Source organism: Bradyrhizobium erythrophlei (assembly GCF_900129505.1).
Lineage (GTDB): Bacteria > Pseudomonadota > Alphaproteobacteria > Rhizobiales > Xanthobacteraceae > Bradyrhizobium > Bradyrhizobium erythrophlei_D.
The window spans coordinates 6,162,052-6,178,792 of record NZ_LT670818.1 but is presented as its reverse complement, the minus strand read 5'-3'; the positions used below and the strand labels follow the sequence as shown (position 1 = coordinate 6,178,792).

16 protein-coding genes are annotated in these 16,741 nt (G+C 64.4%); 4 read left to right on the top strand and 12 right to left on the bottom strand.

All coding sequences use genetic code 11. The annotated features are described in order from the left end of the window. Window positions 1-99: 99 nt before the first annotated feature. The 4 genes from B5525_RS28595 (at window position 100) to B5525_RS28580 (ending at window position 4,572) form a co-directional block, all read left to right on the top strand. Window positions 100-843: an SDR family NAD(P)-dependent oxidoreductase gene (locus tag B5525_RS28595; protein ID WP_079573900.1), complete on the top strand. Its 744-nt coding sequence runs from the start codon at window positions 100-102 to the stop codon at window positions 841-843. Window positions 844-1,096: 253 nt separating this feature from the next. Then, a complete protein-coding gene (locus B5525_RS28590) occupies window positions 1,097-2,251 on the top strand; it encodes a hypothetical protein (RefSeq protein ID WP_244567618.1) in 1,155 nt (384 codons plus the stop codon). A 121-nt stretch (window positions 2,252-2,372) separates the two neighbouring features. Then, entirely contained in the window at window positions 2,373-3,599 is a 1,227-nt protein-coding gene (locus B5525_RS28585) for an ABC transporter substrate-binding protein (RefSeq protein WP_079568998.1), read from the top strand. A 115-nt stretch (window positions 3,600-3,714) separates the two neighbouring features. Beyond that, the gene (locus tag B5525_RS28580) at window positions 3,715-4,572 is read left to right on the top strand and encodes a dienelactone hydrolase family protein (RefSeq protein ID WP_079568997.1); all 858 of its coding nucleotides are present in this window, start codon (window positions 3,715-3,717) and stop codon (window positions 4,570-4,572) included. A 32-nt stretch (window positions 4,573-4,604) separates the two neighbouring features. On the opposite strand, the gene B5525_RS28575 is transcribed toward B5525_RS28580, so the two are convergent. The 12 genes from B5525_RS28575 to B5525_RS28520 form a co-directional block, all read right to left on the bottom strand. Continuing rightward, complete coding sequence (locus B5525_RS28575; RefSeq protein WP_079568996.1) at window positions 4,605-5,870, bottom strand: TCR/Tet family MFS transporter; 1,266 nt, start codon at window positions 5,868-5,870, stop codon at window positions 4,605-4,607. Between the two features lie 292 nt (window positions 5,871-6,162). Then, window positions 6,163-6,351 carry an L-2-amino-thiazoline-4-carboxylic acid hydrolase gene (locus tag B5525_RS28570; RefSeq protein ID WP_244567617.1) on the bottom strand — a complete coding sequence of 63 codons (189 nt, stop codon included), beginning with the start codon at window positions 6,349-6,351 and terminating at the stop codon, window positions 6,163-6,165. 51 nt (window positions 6,352-6,402) lie between these two features. Then, window positions 6,403-6,663 (bottom strand): hypothetical protein, encoded by a 261-nt coding sequence (locus B5525_RS28565; protein WP_079568994.1) that lies wholly within the window; start codon window positions 6,661-6,663, stop codon window positions 6,403-6,405. 125 nt (window positions 6,664-6,788) lie between these two features. Continuing rightward, on the bottom strand, window positions 6,789-7,922 hold the full coding sequence (locus B5525_RS28560) for a helix-turn-helix transcriptional regulator (RefSeq protein ID WP_079568993.1): 1,134 nt from the start codon (window positions 7,920-7,922) through the stop codon (window positions 6,789-6,791). 195 nt (window positions 7,923-8,117) lie between these two features. Continuing rightward, window positions 8,118-9,503, bottom strand: coding sequence for a ribosome biogenesis GTPase Der (gene der / locus B5525_RS28555; protein ID WP_079568992.1), 1,386 nt, complete (start codon window positions 9,501-9,503; stop codon window positions 8,118-8,120). Between the two features lie 114 nt (window positions 9,504-9,617). Further along, a complete protein-coding gene (locus tag B5525_RS28550) occupies window positions 9,618-10,172 on the bottom strand; it encodes a hypothetical protein (protein WP_079568991.1) in 555 nt (184 codons plus the stop codon). A gap of 33 nt (window positions 10,173-10,205) precedes the next feature. After that, the gene (locus B5525_RS28545; protein ID WP_079568990.1) at window positions 10,206-10,859 is read right to left on the bottom strand and encodes a tetratricopeptide repeat protein; all 654 of its coding nucleotides are present in this window, start codon (window positions 10,857-10,859) and stop codon (window positions 10,206-10,208) included. Between the two features lie 205 nt (window positions 10,860-11,064). Continuing rightward, window positions 11,065-12,666, bottom strand: coding sequence for a class I adenylate-forming enzyme family protein (locus B5525_RS28540; protein WP_079568989.1), 1,602 nt, complete (start codon window positions 12,664-12,666; stop codon window positions 11,065-11,067). A gap of 15 nt (window positions 12,667-12,681) precedes the next feature. Next, a complete protein-coding gene (gene panB, locus B5525_RS28535; RefSeq protein ID WP_079568988.1) occupies window positions 12,682-13,506 on the bottom strand; it encodes a 3-methyl-2-oxobutanoate hydroxymethyltransferase in 825 nt (274 codons plus the stop codon). 5 nt (window positions 13,507-13,511) lie between these two features. Beyond that, window positions 13,512-14,096, bottom strand: coding sequence for an NnrU family protein (locus B5525_RS28530; RefSeq protein ID WP_079568987.1), 585 nt, complete (start codon window positions 14,094-14,096; stop codon window positions 13,512-13,514). Window positions 14,097-14,210: 114 nt separating this feature from the next. Continuing rightward, window positions 14,211-14,819: a hypothetical protein gene (locus B5525_RS28525; RefSeq protein WP_079568986.1), complete on the bottom strand. Its 609-nt coding sequence runs from the start codon at window positions 14,817-14,819 to the stop codon at window positions 14,211-14,213. A gap of 284 nt (window positions 14,820-15,103) precedes the next feature. Next, window positions 15,104-16,726: a peptide chain release factor 3 gene (locus B5525_RS28520; RefSeq protein WP_079568985.1), complete on the bottom strand. Its 1,623-nt coding sequence runs from the start codon at window positions 16,724-16,726 to the stop codon at window positions 15,104-15,106. Window positions 16,727-16,741 lie beyond the last annotated feature (15 nt).

The window sequence follows — 16,741 nt, the reverse complement described above, 5'->3', positions numbered from 1 at the left end:
CCGGCAATCCATCCACTGCGAAAGACCTCTTGCGAAGTGATGGATACGCGGGTCAAGCCCGCGTATGACACCGAATTTGCTGCTCCGGAATTGGCCTCGATGACCAGCTTTCCTCTCGCCACCCGCATCGCTCTCGTCACCGGCGCCTCGCGCGGCATCGGCTATGCCACCGCGCGGGCGCTTGCCAAGGCCGGCGCGCATGTGGTGGCGGTGGCGCGGACGCAAGCCGGGCTGGAAGAGCTCGACGACGAGATCCGTAAAGACGGCGGAGCCACGACGCTGGTGCCGCTCAACCTCACCGATTTCGATGGCGTCGCCCGGCTTGGCGCCGCGCTGCACGAGCGCCACGGCAGAATCGACATTCTCGTCGGCAATGCCGGCGTCGCCGGCCCCTCCTCGCCGCTCGGGCACATCGAATTGAAGCCGTGGAACGACGTGATGGCGGTCAACGTCACCGCGAACTTCCAGCTGATCCGCTGCATGGAGCCGCTGCTGAAACAATCCGACGCCGGCCGCGCGGTGTTCGTCACGTCGGGCGCCGCGAACAAGGCGCTTGCCTATGTCGGCCCCTACGCCGCTTCCAAAGCCGCGCTGGAGGCGCTGGTGCGGGTGTGGGCCAACGAGACGGCATCGACGCGGGTTCGCGTCAATTTGTTCAATCCCGGCCCGATCCGCACCCGGATGCGCGCTACCGTATTCCCCGGCGAAGACCCGATGACGCTGGACACGCCGGAACAGGCCGCCGAATTCATCCTGCCGATGTGCGCGCCGGACTGGACCGAGACCGGCAAGTTTTTTGATTACAAGACTCGCAAGCTCCTGAGTTTCAGGGCACCGGCCTGAAATCTCGTGACTGGCATACGCCTTCAGTGTCAACAGCCGTCATCGCCCGCGAAGGCGTGCGAACCAGTACGCCGCGGCTTATCGGTTCAATCACGACGTCTCTGGAATACTGGTTCCCCCGCCTTCGCGGGGATGACGGCAGATGATGAGGCGGCCGTCTTTGCCCTCTCCGAACAATTGACTCCCATTCCGCGCCACGATTGACTGCCTCCCAGGCGGGAAAAACCCGCGTGCAAAAAATCGGGAGGATGCCATGACGCCGATGCTCTATCACGGTCGCTTCGCCGCCGCGCGGCTTTGCAAAATCGTTTCCCTCGTCGTCACATCCGCCGTCCTCATCGCCGCGCCCGCGCTGACGCGCACGGCTGTTGCCGGCGAAATTCCGACCTTCGCGGTCGATGCGTCGTGGCCGAAGCCGCTGCCGAACAACTGGATCCTCGGCCAGGTCGGCGGCATTACCGTCGACTGGCAGGGCCATATCTGGGTCATCCACCGCCCGCGCTCGCTGACCGACGACGAGAAAGGCGCTGCCCTAACGCCGCCGCGCTCGAAATGCTGCGTCTCGGCGCCGCCGGTCTTGGAATTCGACACCGACGGCAATCTCTTGCGCTCGTGGGGCGGGCCCGGCGAAGGCTATGAATGGGTCGGCCGCGAGCACGGCATCGAGGTCGATGAAAGAGGGTTCGTGTGGATCGGCGGCAATGCCGACAATGACAACGCGATCCTGAAATTCACCCTCGACGGCAAGTTCGTGTCGCAGATCGGCCAGATCGCGCCGAGCAAGGGAAGCAACGACACCACGCAGCTCGGAAAACCTGCGGAAACCGCGATCGACAAGGAAGCGAACGAAATCTATGTCGCCGACGGCTACGGCAACCACCGCGTCATCGTGTTCGATTCGACCACCGGCGCCTACAAGCGGCACTGGGGCGCCTATGGCAACAAGCCCGATGACGCCAAGCAGCCGCCCTACGACCCAAAGGCGCCGGTGTCGCAGCAATTCGCCAATCCCGTGCATTGCGTGAAGATCGCCAATGACGGGCTGGTCTATGTCTGCGACCGCATCAACGACCGCATCCAGGTGTTCAAAAAGGACGGTACCTTCGTCAAGGAATGGTTCTTCGAGAAAAACACGCTCGGCAATGGCGCGGTCTGGGACATCGCGATCTGGCCCGACCCGAAGCAGACCTATTTGCTCTCCGCCGACGGCGAGAACAACGAGATCCGGGTGCTGAAGCGCGACGACGGCACCGTGGTCGGCAGTTTCGGCCGAAACGGCCGTAACGCCGGCCAATTCCACTGGATCCATGCCATGGCGGTCGACGCCAGGGGCAACGTGTATACCGCCGAGGTTGATACCGGAAAGCGAATCCAGAAGTTTAGACTAACGTCGGATGCGCTACGATAACACGTTGCAGTGCAGCGCAAGAAAGTCTATCGGGGAAGGAGATCGTCTGTTCGATCGAACCCTAACGGGACAAGGCTCCAGCAAGAGGGCCGCCCTGATTTCACAGCTGGAGGATACCTTAATGAGGACGACATTTGCGCGGCGCACTGCCGCGTTGCTCGCGTGCGCGGCGGTTACGCTCGCCACGTCGGCATTTGCCCAGGACAAGACGGTCAAGATCGGCGTGCTCAACGACATGTCGAGCCTGTATGCCGACATCGGCGGCCCCAATTCGGTGGTTGCGGTGAAGATGGCGGTCGAGGATTCCGGCCTCACCAAGAAGGGGTGGAAGATCGACGTCGTGAGCGGCGATCACCAGAACAAGCCGGATGTCGGCGTCAACATCGCCCGGGGATGGATCGACAACGACAAGGTCGATGCGATCGCCGATACGCCGAATTCCGGCGTGGCCCTTGCCGTAAGCAACCTCGTCAAGGAAAAGAACGCGGTGCTGCTCAACTCCGGCGCGGCTAGCGCCGACCTCACCGGCAAGGCCTGCACGCCGAATACGGTCTCGTTCACCTACGATACCTACATGCTCGCCAACGGCACCGGCAAGGCGCTGACCAAGGCCGGCGGCGACAGCTGGTTCTTCCTGACCGCGGATTATGCGTTCGGCGCAGCGCTTGAGCGTGACACTATCGCGGTGGTCACCACCAATGGCGGCAAGGTGCTGGGCGGCGTCAAGCATCCGATCAATACGTCGGACTTCTCGTCGTTCCTGCTGCAGGCGCAGGCCTCGAAGGCGAAGGTGGTCGGCCTCGCCAATGCCGGCGGCGACACCACCAACGCGATCAAGCAGGCGGCCGAATTCGGCATCGTCGCGGGCGGCCAGAAGCTCGCCGCGCTGCTGCTCTTCATCAACGACGTGCATTCGCTCGGCCTGAAGACCGCGCAGGGCCTGACCTTCACGGAATCCTTCTACTGGGACATGAACGACGCCACCCGCGCATGGTCGAAGCGGTTCTCCGCTTTGGCGAGCAAGAACCCGATGCCGTCGATGACCCAGGCCGGCAACTACGCCATGGCGTTACACTATCTGAAGGCGATGGAAGCGCTCGGCAGCAATCCGCATGACGGCGCCAAGGTAGTCGCCAAGATGAAGGAACTGCCGACCGACGATCCCCTGTTCGGCAAGGGCCCGCTGCGGGCCGACGGCCGCCGTCTCATTCCAGCCTATCTGTTCGAGGTGAAGAAGCCGGAAGAGTCGAAATATCCGTGGGACTACTACAAGCTGGTCGCCACGATCTCGCCCGAAGACGCCGCAAAGCCGCTCGAGGCCAGCGACTGTCCGTTACTGAAGAAATAATCGATGGCGGCGGGCCGGATTTGCAAAAGTCCGGCCGGCTGCAGATCAGAACGGAGCGCTCGTCTTCAATCAGGGGTATGTTGGCCGGCCTGGAGAACGACGAAGGGGGCGCCCCATGTCCGTTATTCCATCGCCTCGACGGTACCTGTTCGAAATCAGGGCTCTCTCGATCGCCCTCTGCCTCGGTAATTCGCTCGCCTGCAACGCGCAGCAACCACCCGCCCCGCCCGCCGAGCTGGTCGAAATTTCACTCAGCCCGTTGCCGTTCGACCTGCGCGGTTGGCTCCGGCGGCCCGAAGGCAGCGGGCGCTTTCCTGCCGTCGTGCTGTTGCCCGCCTGCAGTGAATATGCCGGGCTGGCCGATGAAGACTGGGGAGCCAGACTTTTCTCCTGGGGCTACGTCACGCTGACGGTCGACGGTTTCGGCCCGCGCGGGATCAGGCATTGCGACCACGGCCTGGACGAAAACCCGGACCTCGTCCTCGATGCCTATCGAGGCCTGAATTTCCTCGTTCAGAAAAACTTCGTCGATGCAAAGCGCGTGGCCATTGCAGGCTTTGCATGGGGCGCCATGCAGACGCTTGCGGCCGTCGAGCATGGCGAGATCGAACAGGCGGCCGAACACAAATTTCGCGCGGCGGCGGCGTTTTATCCGCTGTGCAGCAGCTTCAAGGGAAACATGGCCGTTCCCACCCTGATCCTGATCGGCGAGCGCGACGACGTCGCCACGGCGGATGCCTGCCGCAAAATGGCCGCCGGCGAAGACGACATGGGAATTTCCCGGCAGAGGGGAGCAGGCGCGCCGGTCAAGCTCATCGTCTATCCCGACGCCTATTTCGCATTTGATCTTCCGGTCCTGAAGTCGCCAACCTGGTATCGCGGGCATCGTCTGGAGGTCAACAAGCCGGCCGCCGATCAGGCAAGCGAGGCGCTGCGTGAATTCCTCCACGCCAACATTGACGAGCGCCGGTAAACTGAACTGTTGCACGACGGGCGCTGGCTAATCTAGCGCTCGCTTTTTGTCCGTGTTGCCAATGTCCGCATCGCGAGCAGAAGCGCCAGCAGCAACAGCAGCCCCGCCAGCAGAAACGGCGCGCCCGGCAATTTGAACGGCGCGCTGGCGCCGATGAAATACGCAAAGGTCAGCGTGAACAGAAACGGGCCGAGCATCTGCGACACGCTCTGCACGCTCGATGTCGCGCCCTGCAACTGGCCCTGCTGGTCTGGCGCGACCAGTTGCGTCGTCAGCGCCTGCGTCGCCGCGCCCGCCACGCCCCATAGCGACATCACGGGAATGCCGAGCCAGAACAGCGGCCCCGTCGGCGCCGCGCCGTAGATCAAAAAACCGGCGGCACCGGAGAAAAGCCCGAGCAGCAGCGCGCGGCGTTCGCCGAGCCTTTTCACGATCGGCCCGATCGCAAGCCCCTGCACCGCCATCGAGCAGACCCCGACCATGGCCAGCGTCAGACCGACCGTCGTCGCGTCCCAGCCATAACGATAGGTCGCATAGAGCACGAAGGTCGACGGCAACACGACATGCGCGACCTGGGCCAGGAAGTTCACCACCGACAGACCCGTCAGCACGCGATCGGAGCCTAACAGGCGCAGCGCGCCCAGCGGATTGGCGCTCTTCCAGTGGAACGGCGAGCGGCGATCTTCCGGAAGCGATTCGGGCAGGATCAAAAGGCCATACAGCGTGTTGGCAAAGCTCAAGCCCGCCGCTACCCAGAACGGCAGCCGCGGATCCATGCCGCCGAGCAGCCCGCCAACCGCCGGTCCAAGAATGAATCCGGCGCCGAAGGCCACGCCGATCTTGCCGAACGTCGCCGCGCGCTGCTCCGGCGGCGTCACGTCCGCGATGTAGGCGAAGGCGGTGGAGACGCTGGCCGAGGTAATGCCCGAGATCACCCGGCCGATGAAAAGCCAGGTCAGCGACGGCGCCAGGGCCATCAGCACATAATCCAGCGCGAGACCGAGATTCGACAACAGCACCACCGGCCGTCGGCCGAAGCGGTCCGACAGGCCGCCGAGAACCGGCGAAAACACGAATTGCATCAGCGCCCAGGCAGTGCCGAACAGCCCGAAAATCTCCGCCGCGCGCGCGGTATCGTTGTTGACGAAACTTTCGACGAGTTTTGGCAGGATCGGCAGGATCAGACCGAGCGCGAACATGTCGAGCAGAATGGTGACGAAGATGAAAGCCACCGCGCCGCGGCGCGGTGCGCCCGGCAATGGCGCCACGATGGTGTTCGCGGGCGGTTCGTCGCTCATGCTCGTCGCGTGGGTTTGCTGCGGGATCGGCTGCGGGGGCAAAAGACTAAGCCACGCAGCCGCGGGGATGGCAATCTGGGGACCATACGCAGGAATCGAAAGGCAATTCCATGGCGGCGGCTTTTTCAAAATAGAGCCGAGCGCGCGGCGAGCGCTGCGCCCAAGTATGACACTTCGGAGGAAACTCGAACTGTCCCGGCTTCCCTCGTCCTCCGATCGGAGGAGGCCACTGACATCACATCGGCGGCCACGATGTTTGCCAACGCCGTTCACGGCGACCTTGCGGAGAGGATCACCTCGGCGCGAATTTGTAGCGGAAGGTGCAGCTCGGCGCGCCCTGCATCAGCGTCTGGGCACGGTCCAGGCTGACCTCGCCTGCGCCGACCGCTGCGATGTCGAAATCCGCCTCGCAAATCAACAGCGCACCGAGTTCGGGTTCGCCGAGGGCACGGAAGAATTCGGCAAAGCGGCAGCGCGTCACGTCGATGTCCAGCGCCTCCTTGTCATGGCGCAGAATTTCGACCTCGACCTCTCAGCCCGAAACCTCGCCGAACACGCTATTGATAGTCGCCCATTTGCGCCGCGGGCTGCCCTCGATGCTATCGCCGATCGCGGCGAACAACTGCCTCGACCAGTCGCGCAACGCCTGCTTCACGATGGCGTCGGCCTTGCCCTTGCCCAGCTCGGCACGAAGCGCACGAAGCACCGGCACCAGAACCTGAGCCTGCATGCGTGTCTTATCCAGCAGGGATGCCTTGGGATCCACGAGATAGTCGTCAATGACGCTGCTCATTTTGTCCTCGCAAGTTGTCCTCGCAAGCCAACGTCGCAAGTCTAGCGGCTTGCGATCGCGCCGGCAAACGCCCCTGTATTCCGCTTCGAGAACGACACGTTGGGCTTGACCGAACATGGGCACGCCTAGCCGATCAGCGGCGAGGCATATCCCGCGACGATCTTGACCAGATCGGCCTGACGAACCGCACCGGTCTTGACGAACAGGCGGCCGAGATGAGTCTTGATCGTGGTTTCGGCGACGCCGAGCGCTACCGCGACTTCCGGAACACCGCCGACCTCGACGATGGCGAGCAGCACGCGCAACTCGGTCGGGGTCAGCCTGTAGGTCCGGGCGATGACTTCCGGAGGCGAAGGAGTTTCCAGCGCGACCTTGCGGATGAACAAAGCCACGGTTGCGGTGTAGGCAACGCCGGTCCGGCGCCTTGCGCCCGAGGTCAGCGGCAGCACATGGGCGACGCAACGGGCGCCGTCCCGCCCGATCAGCGGCAGGGCGATGCCCTGGGTCCCGACCGCCACGTCGCCGTCGCTCGCCGCCGCAAACAGCTGCTGCAGGGTTTGATCGATCTCCGCGTCACGCGCGACGATCCGCCCGCCAGAGGTGGAAAACAGGTCGCCGGCGTCGAGCATGACGTGACAGGCCGCGTTGGCATGGACGATGCGCCCCGCCGCATCGACCAGGCAGATCCCGACGCTAAGGCCATCGAGCGTATCGGCAAAGGTCGCAGCCTCCGCGGATTTGAGATCGATCAGCCTGCCGACCAGCACCGCGCGGCGGATGTGCGGAACGATCAGGCGCATGCGCCTGCGCGCCTCGCCGTCGACGGTCCCGTCGCGTTCGTGGCGAAACACCCCGAACAGCGCCGCCGAGGTCACCGACTTGTCCAGCACCGCCGATACGAAATCCACCAGGCCCTGCGGTTTGGCCCACTCCCTGTAGAACTGCGTTTCCAGGAACTCGTCATGGGGCATCAGGTCCGCCATCGCGATCGGTTGCCCGATATCGGCGAAGTAATGCCCGGTCGTGGCCGGGTCGAGCTTCACGTATTTCTCGAAATAGAGTTCGCGATAATACGGGTCGATGCCCGACTCGTAATAGACGTTGCCGGTCCCGGCGATCGGGTTCTTGGAGAAAATCGCCGCCGCCGCGCCGCCGACGAAATGTCCGGCCTTGCCGACGACATCGCTCCACAGCGTGAGGTCAAGCGCCGCATCATAGATCTCGCCGATCAGTTCGAAGACGTTCTCTTCGTCACCCATGGTCCATCCTCGATGACCCGGGTCGGAGATCGTCGTCGACACAACCATAGCCGAATTACCCAGGGCCGCTGGCGTCATCGGCGAGACGCAGCACTCGCCGATCACAGCCCCGCACCATAAACGCGACGACGGGCCGGGACTTGGACGGAAGCGACGGCGAAGCGGACGCAGGCGCGACTTACGCGTACCGCCGGCTCAGGACGGCCGCCTGCGCTTATGGGCGAAGGGATTGGCCTTCTCGCGCAAGCTGATGCGCACCGGCGTGCCCGGCAGCTCGAAGAACTCGCGCAGCGAGTTGACGAGATAGCGCAAATAGGATTGCGGAACGGCATCGGCGCGCGAACAGAACAGGATGAAACTCGGCGGCCGCGCCTTCGCCTGCGTGATGTAGTTGAGCTTCAGCCGCCGGCCCGACACCGCCGGCGGCGGGTTGGCGTCCACCGCCTGCTCGAACCAGCGATTGAGCGAGGCGGTCGGCACCCGCTTGTTCCATACTGCGTAGGCCTGCTCGACCGCGCTCATCAGGCGGTCGATGCCCTCGCCCATCAGGCCGGACACCGCAACGATCGGCACGCCCTTGACCTGCGGCAGCGCGTGATCGGCCTCGGCGCGCAGCGCGGAGATGAGGTTCGCCCTCTGTCCCATCAGATCCCATTTGTTGACCGCGATCACCAGCGCCCGGCCCTCGCGTTCGATCAGGTCGGCGATGCGCATATCCTGCTCTTCGAACTTGTTCTGCGCGTCCATCATCAGCACAACGACTTCGGCGAAGCGAATGGCGCGCAGCGAGTCCGCTACCGAGAGTTTTTCCAGCTTCTCCTCGATACGCGAACGCCGCCGCAGGCCCGCGGTATCGAACACGCGGAAATCACGGCCCTGCCAGGTGACCTCGACCGAAATCGAGTCGCGCGTGGTGCCGGCCTCCGCGCTGGTCAGGAGCCGCTCCTCGCCCAGCAGGTGATTGATCAGCGTCGACTTGCCGGCGTTGGGACGGCCGACGATGGCGACGCGGATCGGCCGCTTTGCGATCTCCTCGTCGGTTTCGATGATGTCGTCGTCGTCGAACGTCTCGTCCTCGCTGGCGGGCTCCGGCATCAGCGCGCGCAACGCGTCGTAGAGATCGCTCAGGCCCTCGCCGTGCTCGGCGGAAATCTGCACCGGATCGCCGAGCCCGAGCGCGTAGGATTCCATGGCGCCGATTTCGCCGTGCTTGCCCTCGCTCTTGTTGGCGACCAGCACCACCGGCTTGTTGGCGCGGCGCGCGAAATCGGCGAAGGCGCGATCGTTCGGCGTGAGGCCGGCGCGCGCGTCGATCACGAACATCAGGGCATCGGCAAGCCCGATCGCGGTTTCGGTCTGTTCCTGCATCCGCGCGGTCAGCGAGCCCTTGGCGCCCTCGTCGAGGCCGGCGGTATCGATGACGGTGAATTCGAGATCGCCGAGACGACCATTGCCTTCGCGGCGGTCGCGGGTGACGCCGGGGACGTCGTCGACCAATGCGAGCTTCTGCCCAACCAGCCGGTTGAACAGCGTCGATTTTCCGACATTGGGCCGGCCGATGATGGCAAACGTGAAAGGCATGAAGAATCCGTGCGCGCCCTGGGCGCGTGTTCCGCAAAAGTATCTAGCGGCTTTGCGATCAGAATACGCGCCAAATATCCGGGTTTGGCGCACGTCCAAGCGATGAAAACGAGATTAGCGCGTGAAAGTACCGCTCGGCATCGGCGCCGGGAAAGGCGCCGCCGATTGTTGCGGCTGCTGCGCGGGCTGAGCGGCGGTTTGGTCGGACGGCGGCGCGGTGGTGCGTTTGCGGACGATCTTTTTCGGTTTCGGGGCCGGCGGCGCCGCTGCTGTCGAGCCGTCCTCCTCAGGTGCGGCGTCAGGATCGGGCGCGGCGGCGGGCTCGGTGGCGGCGGTCGCCGGCGGACTGGTCTTGCCCTTGGATTTCGCCGCGTGCTTTGCCTTCGGCTCTTCGGGCGCCGGCGCCGCGGCGGCGGCAGCCGCTTGCTGCGCGGCCTGCTGTTGCTGCTGCTCGGCGTTGCCCTTGTAAAGGTCCTTCGGAACGCCCTGCTCGAGGCCCGGCACGCCCTCGGGGAAGACCGGCTTGCGCTCGCCCGGCAGCTTCTTCTTGGTGTCGAGGAAATCGAGCAGATCGCTCGGATCCCAGCTGTAAATGCTGGAGCAGCCGGCGAGCGCGCTCGACAGCGCGATCAGGACGATAGCTGCGATCAGACGTTGCGAGCGGCGCATGGTCGATTTCTCACTCAACTCATTTTCCCGCGGTCAGCTTTTCGCGACCGGCGGAAGCAACGCCTGCAGGGCCTCGGCGCGCGAGCGCAAGGAAGGCGGTGTCTCACCGTCATTGGCAATCAGATCCAGCCATTTGCGCGCCGCCGCCGTGTCGTTGGCGCGCCAGGCCGACAAAGCGAGCAGTTCGCGCGCGGTATGGCGAAAGGTCGCCTGCGGACCGGTCGAGGATTCCAGGCGCTGCAGCATCTCGGAATAGGCGGCGCTATCGACCAGCAATCCGGCGGCGCGGACCCTGGCGAGGTCCTGCTGTTCGGTGCCGATGCTGCGATCGGCGGCAATGTCATCGTATAGTTTCGCCGCGGCCTTTGGATCGTGGCTGGCTACTTCCGCCGCCGCCCGCAGCCGCGCCAGCATGCGATAGCCCGACGGCGCTTTCGCAGCGAGATCGTTGAAGGCCGCCTCCGCTTCGGTGTGCTTGTTCGCTTCCGACAGCTCGACCGCCTTGTCGAAGGCAGCCCCCGCCTCGGCCGCTTTCTTGGCCTCGAAATACTGATAGCCGCGCCAGCCGCCGACCCCGGCGATGATCAGCAGCGCGCCGGCAATAATGAAGATCGAATATTTGTCCCACAGCTTTTTGAGCTGGTCGCGACGTACTTCCTCGTCGACTTCATCAAATAATTCAGACACTTAAAGGTATCCCATCCCCGATGGACCGAATCCGGAGCGAAGGCCCGCCACTGCCCCGGCCCCCTCGGTGCGGCGGCGATACCCTAGTGATATGGCGGAGGCAAGGCAAAACCAGCCGGATCAAAGCGTTAACGCGGGTAGGCCGGGCCGGGCGCCGATTCGCGGGCCCCGCCGCTCGCCCGTCCGGACGCCGCCCGTCGGCATCTCACGCCTGCCCCGCCGCCCAGCCCTCGCGCAGCTGGCGCTTCAGCACCTTGCCGTTGGCGTTGCGGGGCAGCGGCTCTGATGTCAACGTCATCGTCTCCGGCACCTTGTAGTCCGAGAGCCGCTCGGCGCACCAGGCGCGTAGCATAGCCTCGCTGACATCTCCGGCCCGCGTCACGATCACCGCATGCACGCGCTCGCCCAGCACCGGGCACGGCTTTGCAATAATCGCACTTTCAAGCACGCCGGGATGGCCCGCGAGCACGGATTCGACTTCGGCCGAATAGATCTTCAGGCCGCCGCGGTTGATCATGTCCTTCTGGCGGTCGAACACGCGCACGAAATCGTTCTTGTCGATCGAGCCGAGATCGCCGGAATGCCAGAAGCCGCCGGTAAAGCTCTCGGCCGTCGCGTTCGGATTGTTCCAGTAGCCCTTGATCACTGACCCTGAGCGAATCCAGATCTCGCCGATTTCGCCGCGCGGCAGTTCACGGCCCGCGGCATCGACCACGATAATCTCGGCGCCCGGACAGGGCAGACCGACGCTGTCGATATGGGCTGACGTCAATTCCGGCGGCATGATCGTCGAAGGCGACGTGGTTTCCGTCGAACCATAGGCGTTGATCAGCTTGAGGCCGGGCACCTTGACGGCGAGCTTTTCGATGGTCGCGATCGGCATCGGCGCGCCGCCATAGCCGCCGATCCGCCACGCCGACAGATCGTAATGATCAAAATCCGCCTGCAGCAGGCAGAGATTATACATCGCCGGCACCATCACCGTCTGCGTCACGCGTTCGCGCGCGGCGACCTTCAGGTAATCGGCGGCCTTGAATTCAGCGACAATGATCAGCGTGCCCGCGCAGCGCGCCATGCTCATGATGTTGGCGACAACGCCGGTGACGTGGGCGAGCGGCACCGCCGCGATCGACCGGTCGGCTCGGGTCAGCTGCATGCAGGCTTCATAGATCATCGCGGAGTGGATGATGTTGCAATGCGCCAGCATCGCACCCTTGGGCCTTCCGGTGGTGCCGGAAGTGTAGAGGATCATCGCCGTGTCCTGTTCGCCGACATCGGCGGGCGCGGGCAACGGTTCGTCGCGGACCAAATCGGCGAATAGCGACGCGCTGGTCTCATCGACGGCAACGCGGTGCGTCAATTCAGGGACGTCGCGCGCGTCAGGCACGCGATCGGACAGCGCCGCCTCGTGGATCAATAATGTCGCGCCGCAATCGTTGAGGACATAGGCGATCTCGGGCTTTTGCTGCCGGGTGCTGAGCAGCACCGTCACCGCGCCGAGATGTGCCGCGCCGAACAGCGCCAGCACGAACTCGATGCGGTTGCCGAGCAACAGCGCGATCCGGTCGCCGCGTCGCACGCCGATCTTACGGAGGCCCGCAGCGATCTGCGCCGATTGCTGCGCAACCTCGCGCCAGTCCATGCGCCTGTTGTCGCAGACCAGTGCCTCGCCGTCCGGATTTCGTGCAGCCGCTTCCGCGATCATCGCCCAGAGGCTCAATGGCCGTTCGCAAAACGCCGGCACCACGCGGTCACCGAAGCGCGCCTCCAACCGCATGGCTGGAATGGGATAATGCGACCAGTCCATCGTCGCGTCCTCGTTCTAGTTTTTCGCCTTCATGCCGTAGACGTGCTCCGGCCCGGGGAATGCGCGCGAGCGCACGTCCCTGGCATAACCCTCGATCGCGGCCTCGATCGCCGGTCTGAGATCGCCGTAGCGACGGACGAATTTCGGCGTCCGCGGCGACAGCCCGAGCATGTCCTCCAGCACCAGCACCTGGCCGTCGCAGGCCGCACTGGCGCCGATGCCGATGGTGGGAATGGCGATGGTCTCGGTGATCTTGCGCGCCAGCGGTTCGGCGACGGCCTCGATCACGACCGAGAAGGCGCCGGCCTGCGCGATCGCGACCGCATCGTTCTCGATCGGCTCCCAGCTGCCCTCCTCGCGGCCCTGGGCGCGAAACGAGCCGAGCGTGTTGATCGATTGCGGTGTCAGCCCGATATGGCCCATCACGGGAATGCCGCGTTCGCTCAGGAAAGCCACCGTCTCAGCCATCCGCGCCCCGCCCTCGAGTTTCACCGCGCCGCAATGGGTCTCTTTAACGATCCGCACAGCGGAATGAAACGCCTGCTCCCTGGAGGCCTCATAGGAACCGAAGGGCATGTCGACCACGACCAGCGCGGCTTGCGAGCCGCGCATCACCGCACGGCCCTGCAGGATCATCATGTCGAGAGTCACCGGCACCGTGGTCTCGAAACCGTGCATGACGTTGCCGAGGGAATCGCCGACCAGAATGACGTCGCAATGGCGATCGACCAGAGCCGCGGTGTGGGCGTGATACGAAGTCAGCATCACGATCGGCTCGCCGTTCTTGCGGGCGCGGATGTCCGGCGCGGTCTTGCGCCTGATGGCTGATTGAACGGACATGCGGCTTATACTCCGACGACAGGGATCCCCATCACGACGGGGTGGAACGCGAAGACGAGCGCCAGATAGGCGACGATCCCCACCGCCACCGCGATCAGGTCGTTACCCCAGCCGCCGACGGGGATCGGCGGCCCGCCGGCATCGGCGCGGCCTTTCAGCGAGATACGGTCGAACACCGCCCAGCCCAGGAACGAGCCGAACAGGATGATGCCGCCGAGATCGCCATTGGCGATCAGATGCGCCGCCGCCCACAATTTCACGCCCGACAGCATCGGATGCTTCACCGCCGTGTAAATGCGGCCGCGGATATAGGCCGCGACCACCAATATGACGGCCGGCAGCATCAGCGCCATCGTGAGGTGTTTCAAGGCCCTCGGCGGGGTCCAGAGCTCGATCAAGCCCTCGCTGTGATAATGCGCAAAACCCCTGACGATCAACACGAGGCCTAGAAGCGAGACCAGCGCATAGCCAGCCTTGTAGACGCCCTCGCCCGTCGAGGCGATCATTCGGGCGCGCAGATCGCGCTGCGTGGTGAGCGTGTGGACGCCGAGGAACAGCACGAGGCCCACGATCATTATCGCCAGTGCCATGACGGTCTCCTCCGAAAAGCGCCGGTTTCTTGTCAGCTTCGGGTATCACTTTCGGGTATCACTTTAGAGGCGCAGCCTGCAATGCGCTAGCATTGCGCGGGGGTCACACGCGCGTCACTTCGCGCCCTGCTGCGTGCCCAAATTGCGATTATCGACATAGCGGATCGCGATCGGCCGCCCGGCCAGCGCACCGCCGAGTCCGTCGGAAAATTTCAGCGGCGCGCAGGCGTTGAGCGAGGCGTTGATGGCCTTGAGATAGGCCGCGCGCACGTCAGCAGGAGCTCCCGCGGTGGCATAAGTCATGCGCGGAGCGCCGATCATCGCCCCCGACCGGTTAAAACTGAAGCGCACCGTCATCTGCATGTTCTCGCGGGCTGAATCGGCCGGCGGCGGCGACCAGCAGGAGCGCAGCGCCGCAAAGAGGTCGCCGATGGTGTCGAGATCATGGTCGGGTTTTTGGTATTGCGCCTTATCGTCCTGCGGCGGCACGGTTTGGACCGTGAGCTGAAGATTTTCGCCATAGGGATAATCGATTTCGGGAATGCAGGGGCCGCGGTTGAACACGCTGCAGGTGTAGGGCGTGCAGGGCCGGCCGCTCAAGACGCTGCAGGGCGCGTGCGCAAACGGCGTGGCATCGATGTGGCGCGGCCGCGCGTCGGCGCTGCCGGCAACGATCATTCCGGCAAACGCTATCATCAGGCAAATAACGACGCGCCGAACCATGACGCAGGCTCCTCGAAGCAGTTCAACCCGGGTGCGTCACCGAAATGATGTGCTTTGCGGGCGGGATCAAGGCCGGCGCCGTTCACAACCCTGCGTTCATAGCCGACAATTCTGCAGGCGCATCGCCACAGCTATCGGTGTCATCGCCCGGCTTGACCGGGCGACCCAGTATTCCGCGGCGTCACTGATGGAAACGAGAGGCCGCGGCGTACTGGGTCCCCGCCTTCGCGGGGACGACAAGCGATGCAAGCGGCTTGCGGCGCGGGCGCCGTGCGCCTTGCCCCTCACGCCTTCTTCTTCACGTCCTTGACGCTGGAGAAGACGATGCCTTCGGCGCGTTCCTTGGTGTAGCCCAAGTAAAATTCGTTCTTGGCCAGGAATACCGGATCGCCGTCGACATCGTCGGCGACACCGGAGCCGTTGGCGGCGATGAAGGCCTCCAGCTTCTTGCGGTCGTCGCACGAGATCCAGCGCGCCAGCTGGAATTCGGAGACCTCGAATTCCACCGGCAGCGAATATTCGGCATCGAGCCGCGCCTTCAGCACATCGAGCTGCAGCGGGCCGACCACGCCGACCAGCGCCGGGGCGCCGTCGCGCGGACGGAACACCTGCACGACGCCCTCTTCCGACATCTGCTGCAAGGCCTCTTTCAACTTCTTGGCCTTCATCGCGTCGGTCAGGCGGACGCGGCGGACGATTTCCGGCGCGAACGAGGGAACGCCGACGAAGGTGAGGTCCTCGCCTTCGGTGAGCGTATCGCCGATCCGCAGCGTACCGTGGTTGGGAATGCCGACGACATCGCCGGCAAAGGCCTCATCCGCCAGCGCGCGATCCTGGGCGAAGAAGAATTGCGGACTGGACAGCGACATGTTCTTGCCGGTGCGCACCAGCTTTGCCTTCATGCCTCGCGTGAGTTTGCCCGAGCACAGCCGCGCAAAGGCGATGCGGTCGCGATGGTTCGGATCCATATTGGCCTGTATCTTGAAGACGAAGGCGCTCATGCGCGGCTCCGACGCCTCGACCTTGCGCAAATTGCTTTCCTGCGCGCGCGGCTCCGGCGCGAAACGCCCCAACCCCTCCAGCAGATCGCCGACGCCGAAATTGCGCAGCGCGCTGCCGAAATAGACCGGGGTCAGATGGCCTTCGCGGAACGCCTCGAGCTCGAACGGCTTGCAGGCTTCCGACACCAGCGCGAGTTCTTCCCTGATCTCGCCGACGTCGAGATTGGCGTTGCGGCCGGCGAGATCGGCGATGTCGATCTTGAGCGCCGCGCCGGTCTTGGCGCCGCCGCCTTCCAGCAGCCGCACGCCGCCGGTGGCGAGATCGTAGGTGCCGAGGAAATCTCGGCCGCGGCCGACCGGCCAGGTCATCGGGGTGGTGTCGAGCGCCAGCGTCTTTTCGATTTCATCGAGCAGATCGAAGGTGTCGCGGCTCTCGCGGTCCATCTTGTTGATGAAGGTGATGATGGGAATGTCGCGCAGGCGGCAGACCTCGAACAGCTTTCGCGTCCGCGCCTCGATGCCCTTGGCGGCGTCGATCACCATGACGGCGGAATCGACCGCGGTCAGCGTGCGGTAGGTGTCTTCTGAAAAGTCCTCGTGGCCCGGCGTGTCCAGGAGGTTGAACACCAGCCCTTCGAACTCGAAGGTCATGACCGAGGTGACGACGGAGATGCCGCGCTCGCGTTCGATCTTCATCCAGTCGGAACGGGTGTTGCGCCGCTCGCCCTTGGCCTTGACTTGGCCCGCGAGATTGATGGCGCCGCCGAACAGCAGCAGTTTTTCGGTCAGCGTGGTCTTGCCGGCGTCGGGATGGGAGATGATGGCAAAGGTCCGCCGCCGCGCGACTTCGGCGGCAAGCGGCGTGCGGGACGGCGATTCGGCGGCGGCAATGGCGAGGTCGGACATGAATCGAGCGTTTGG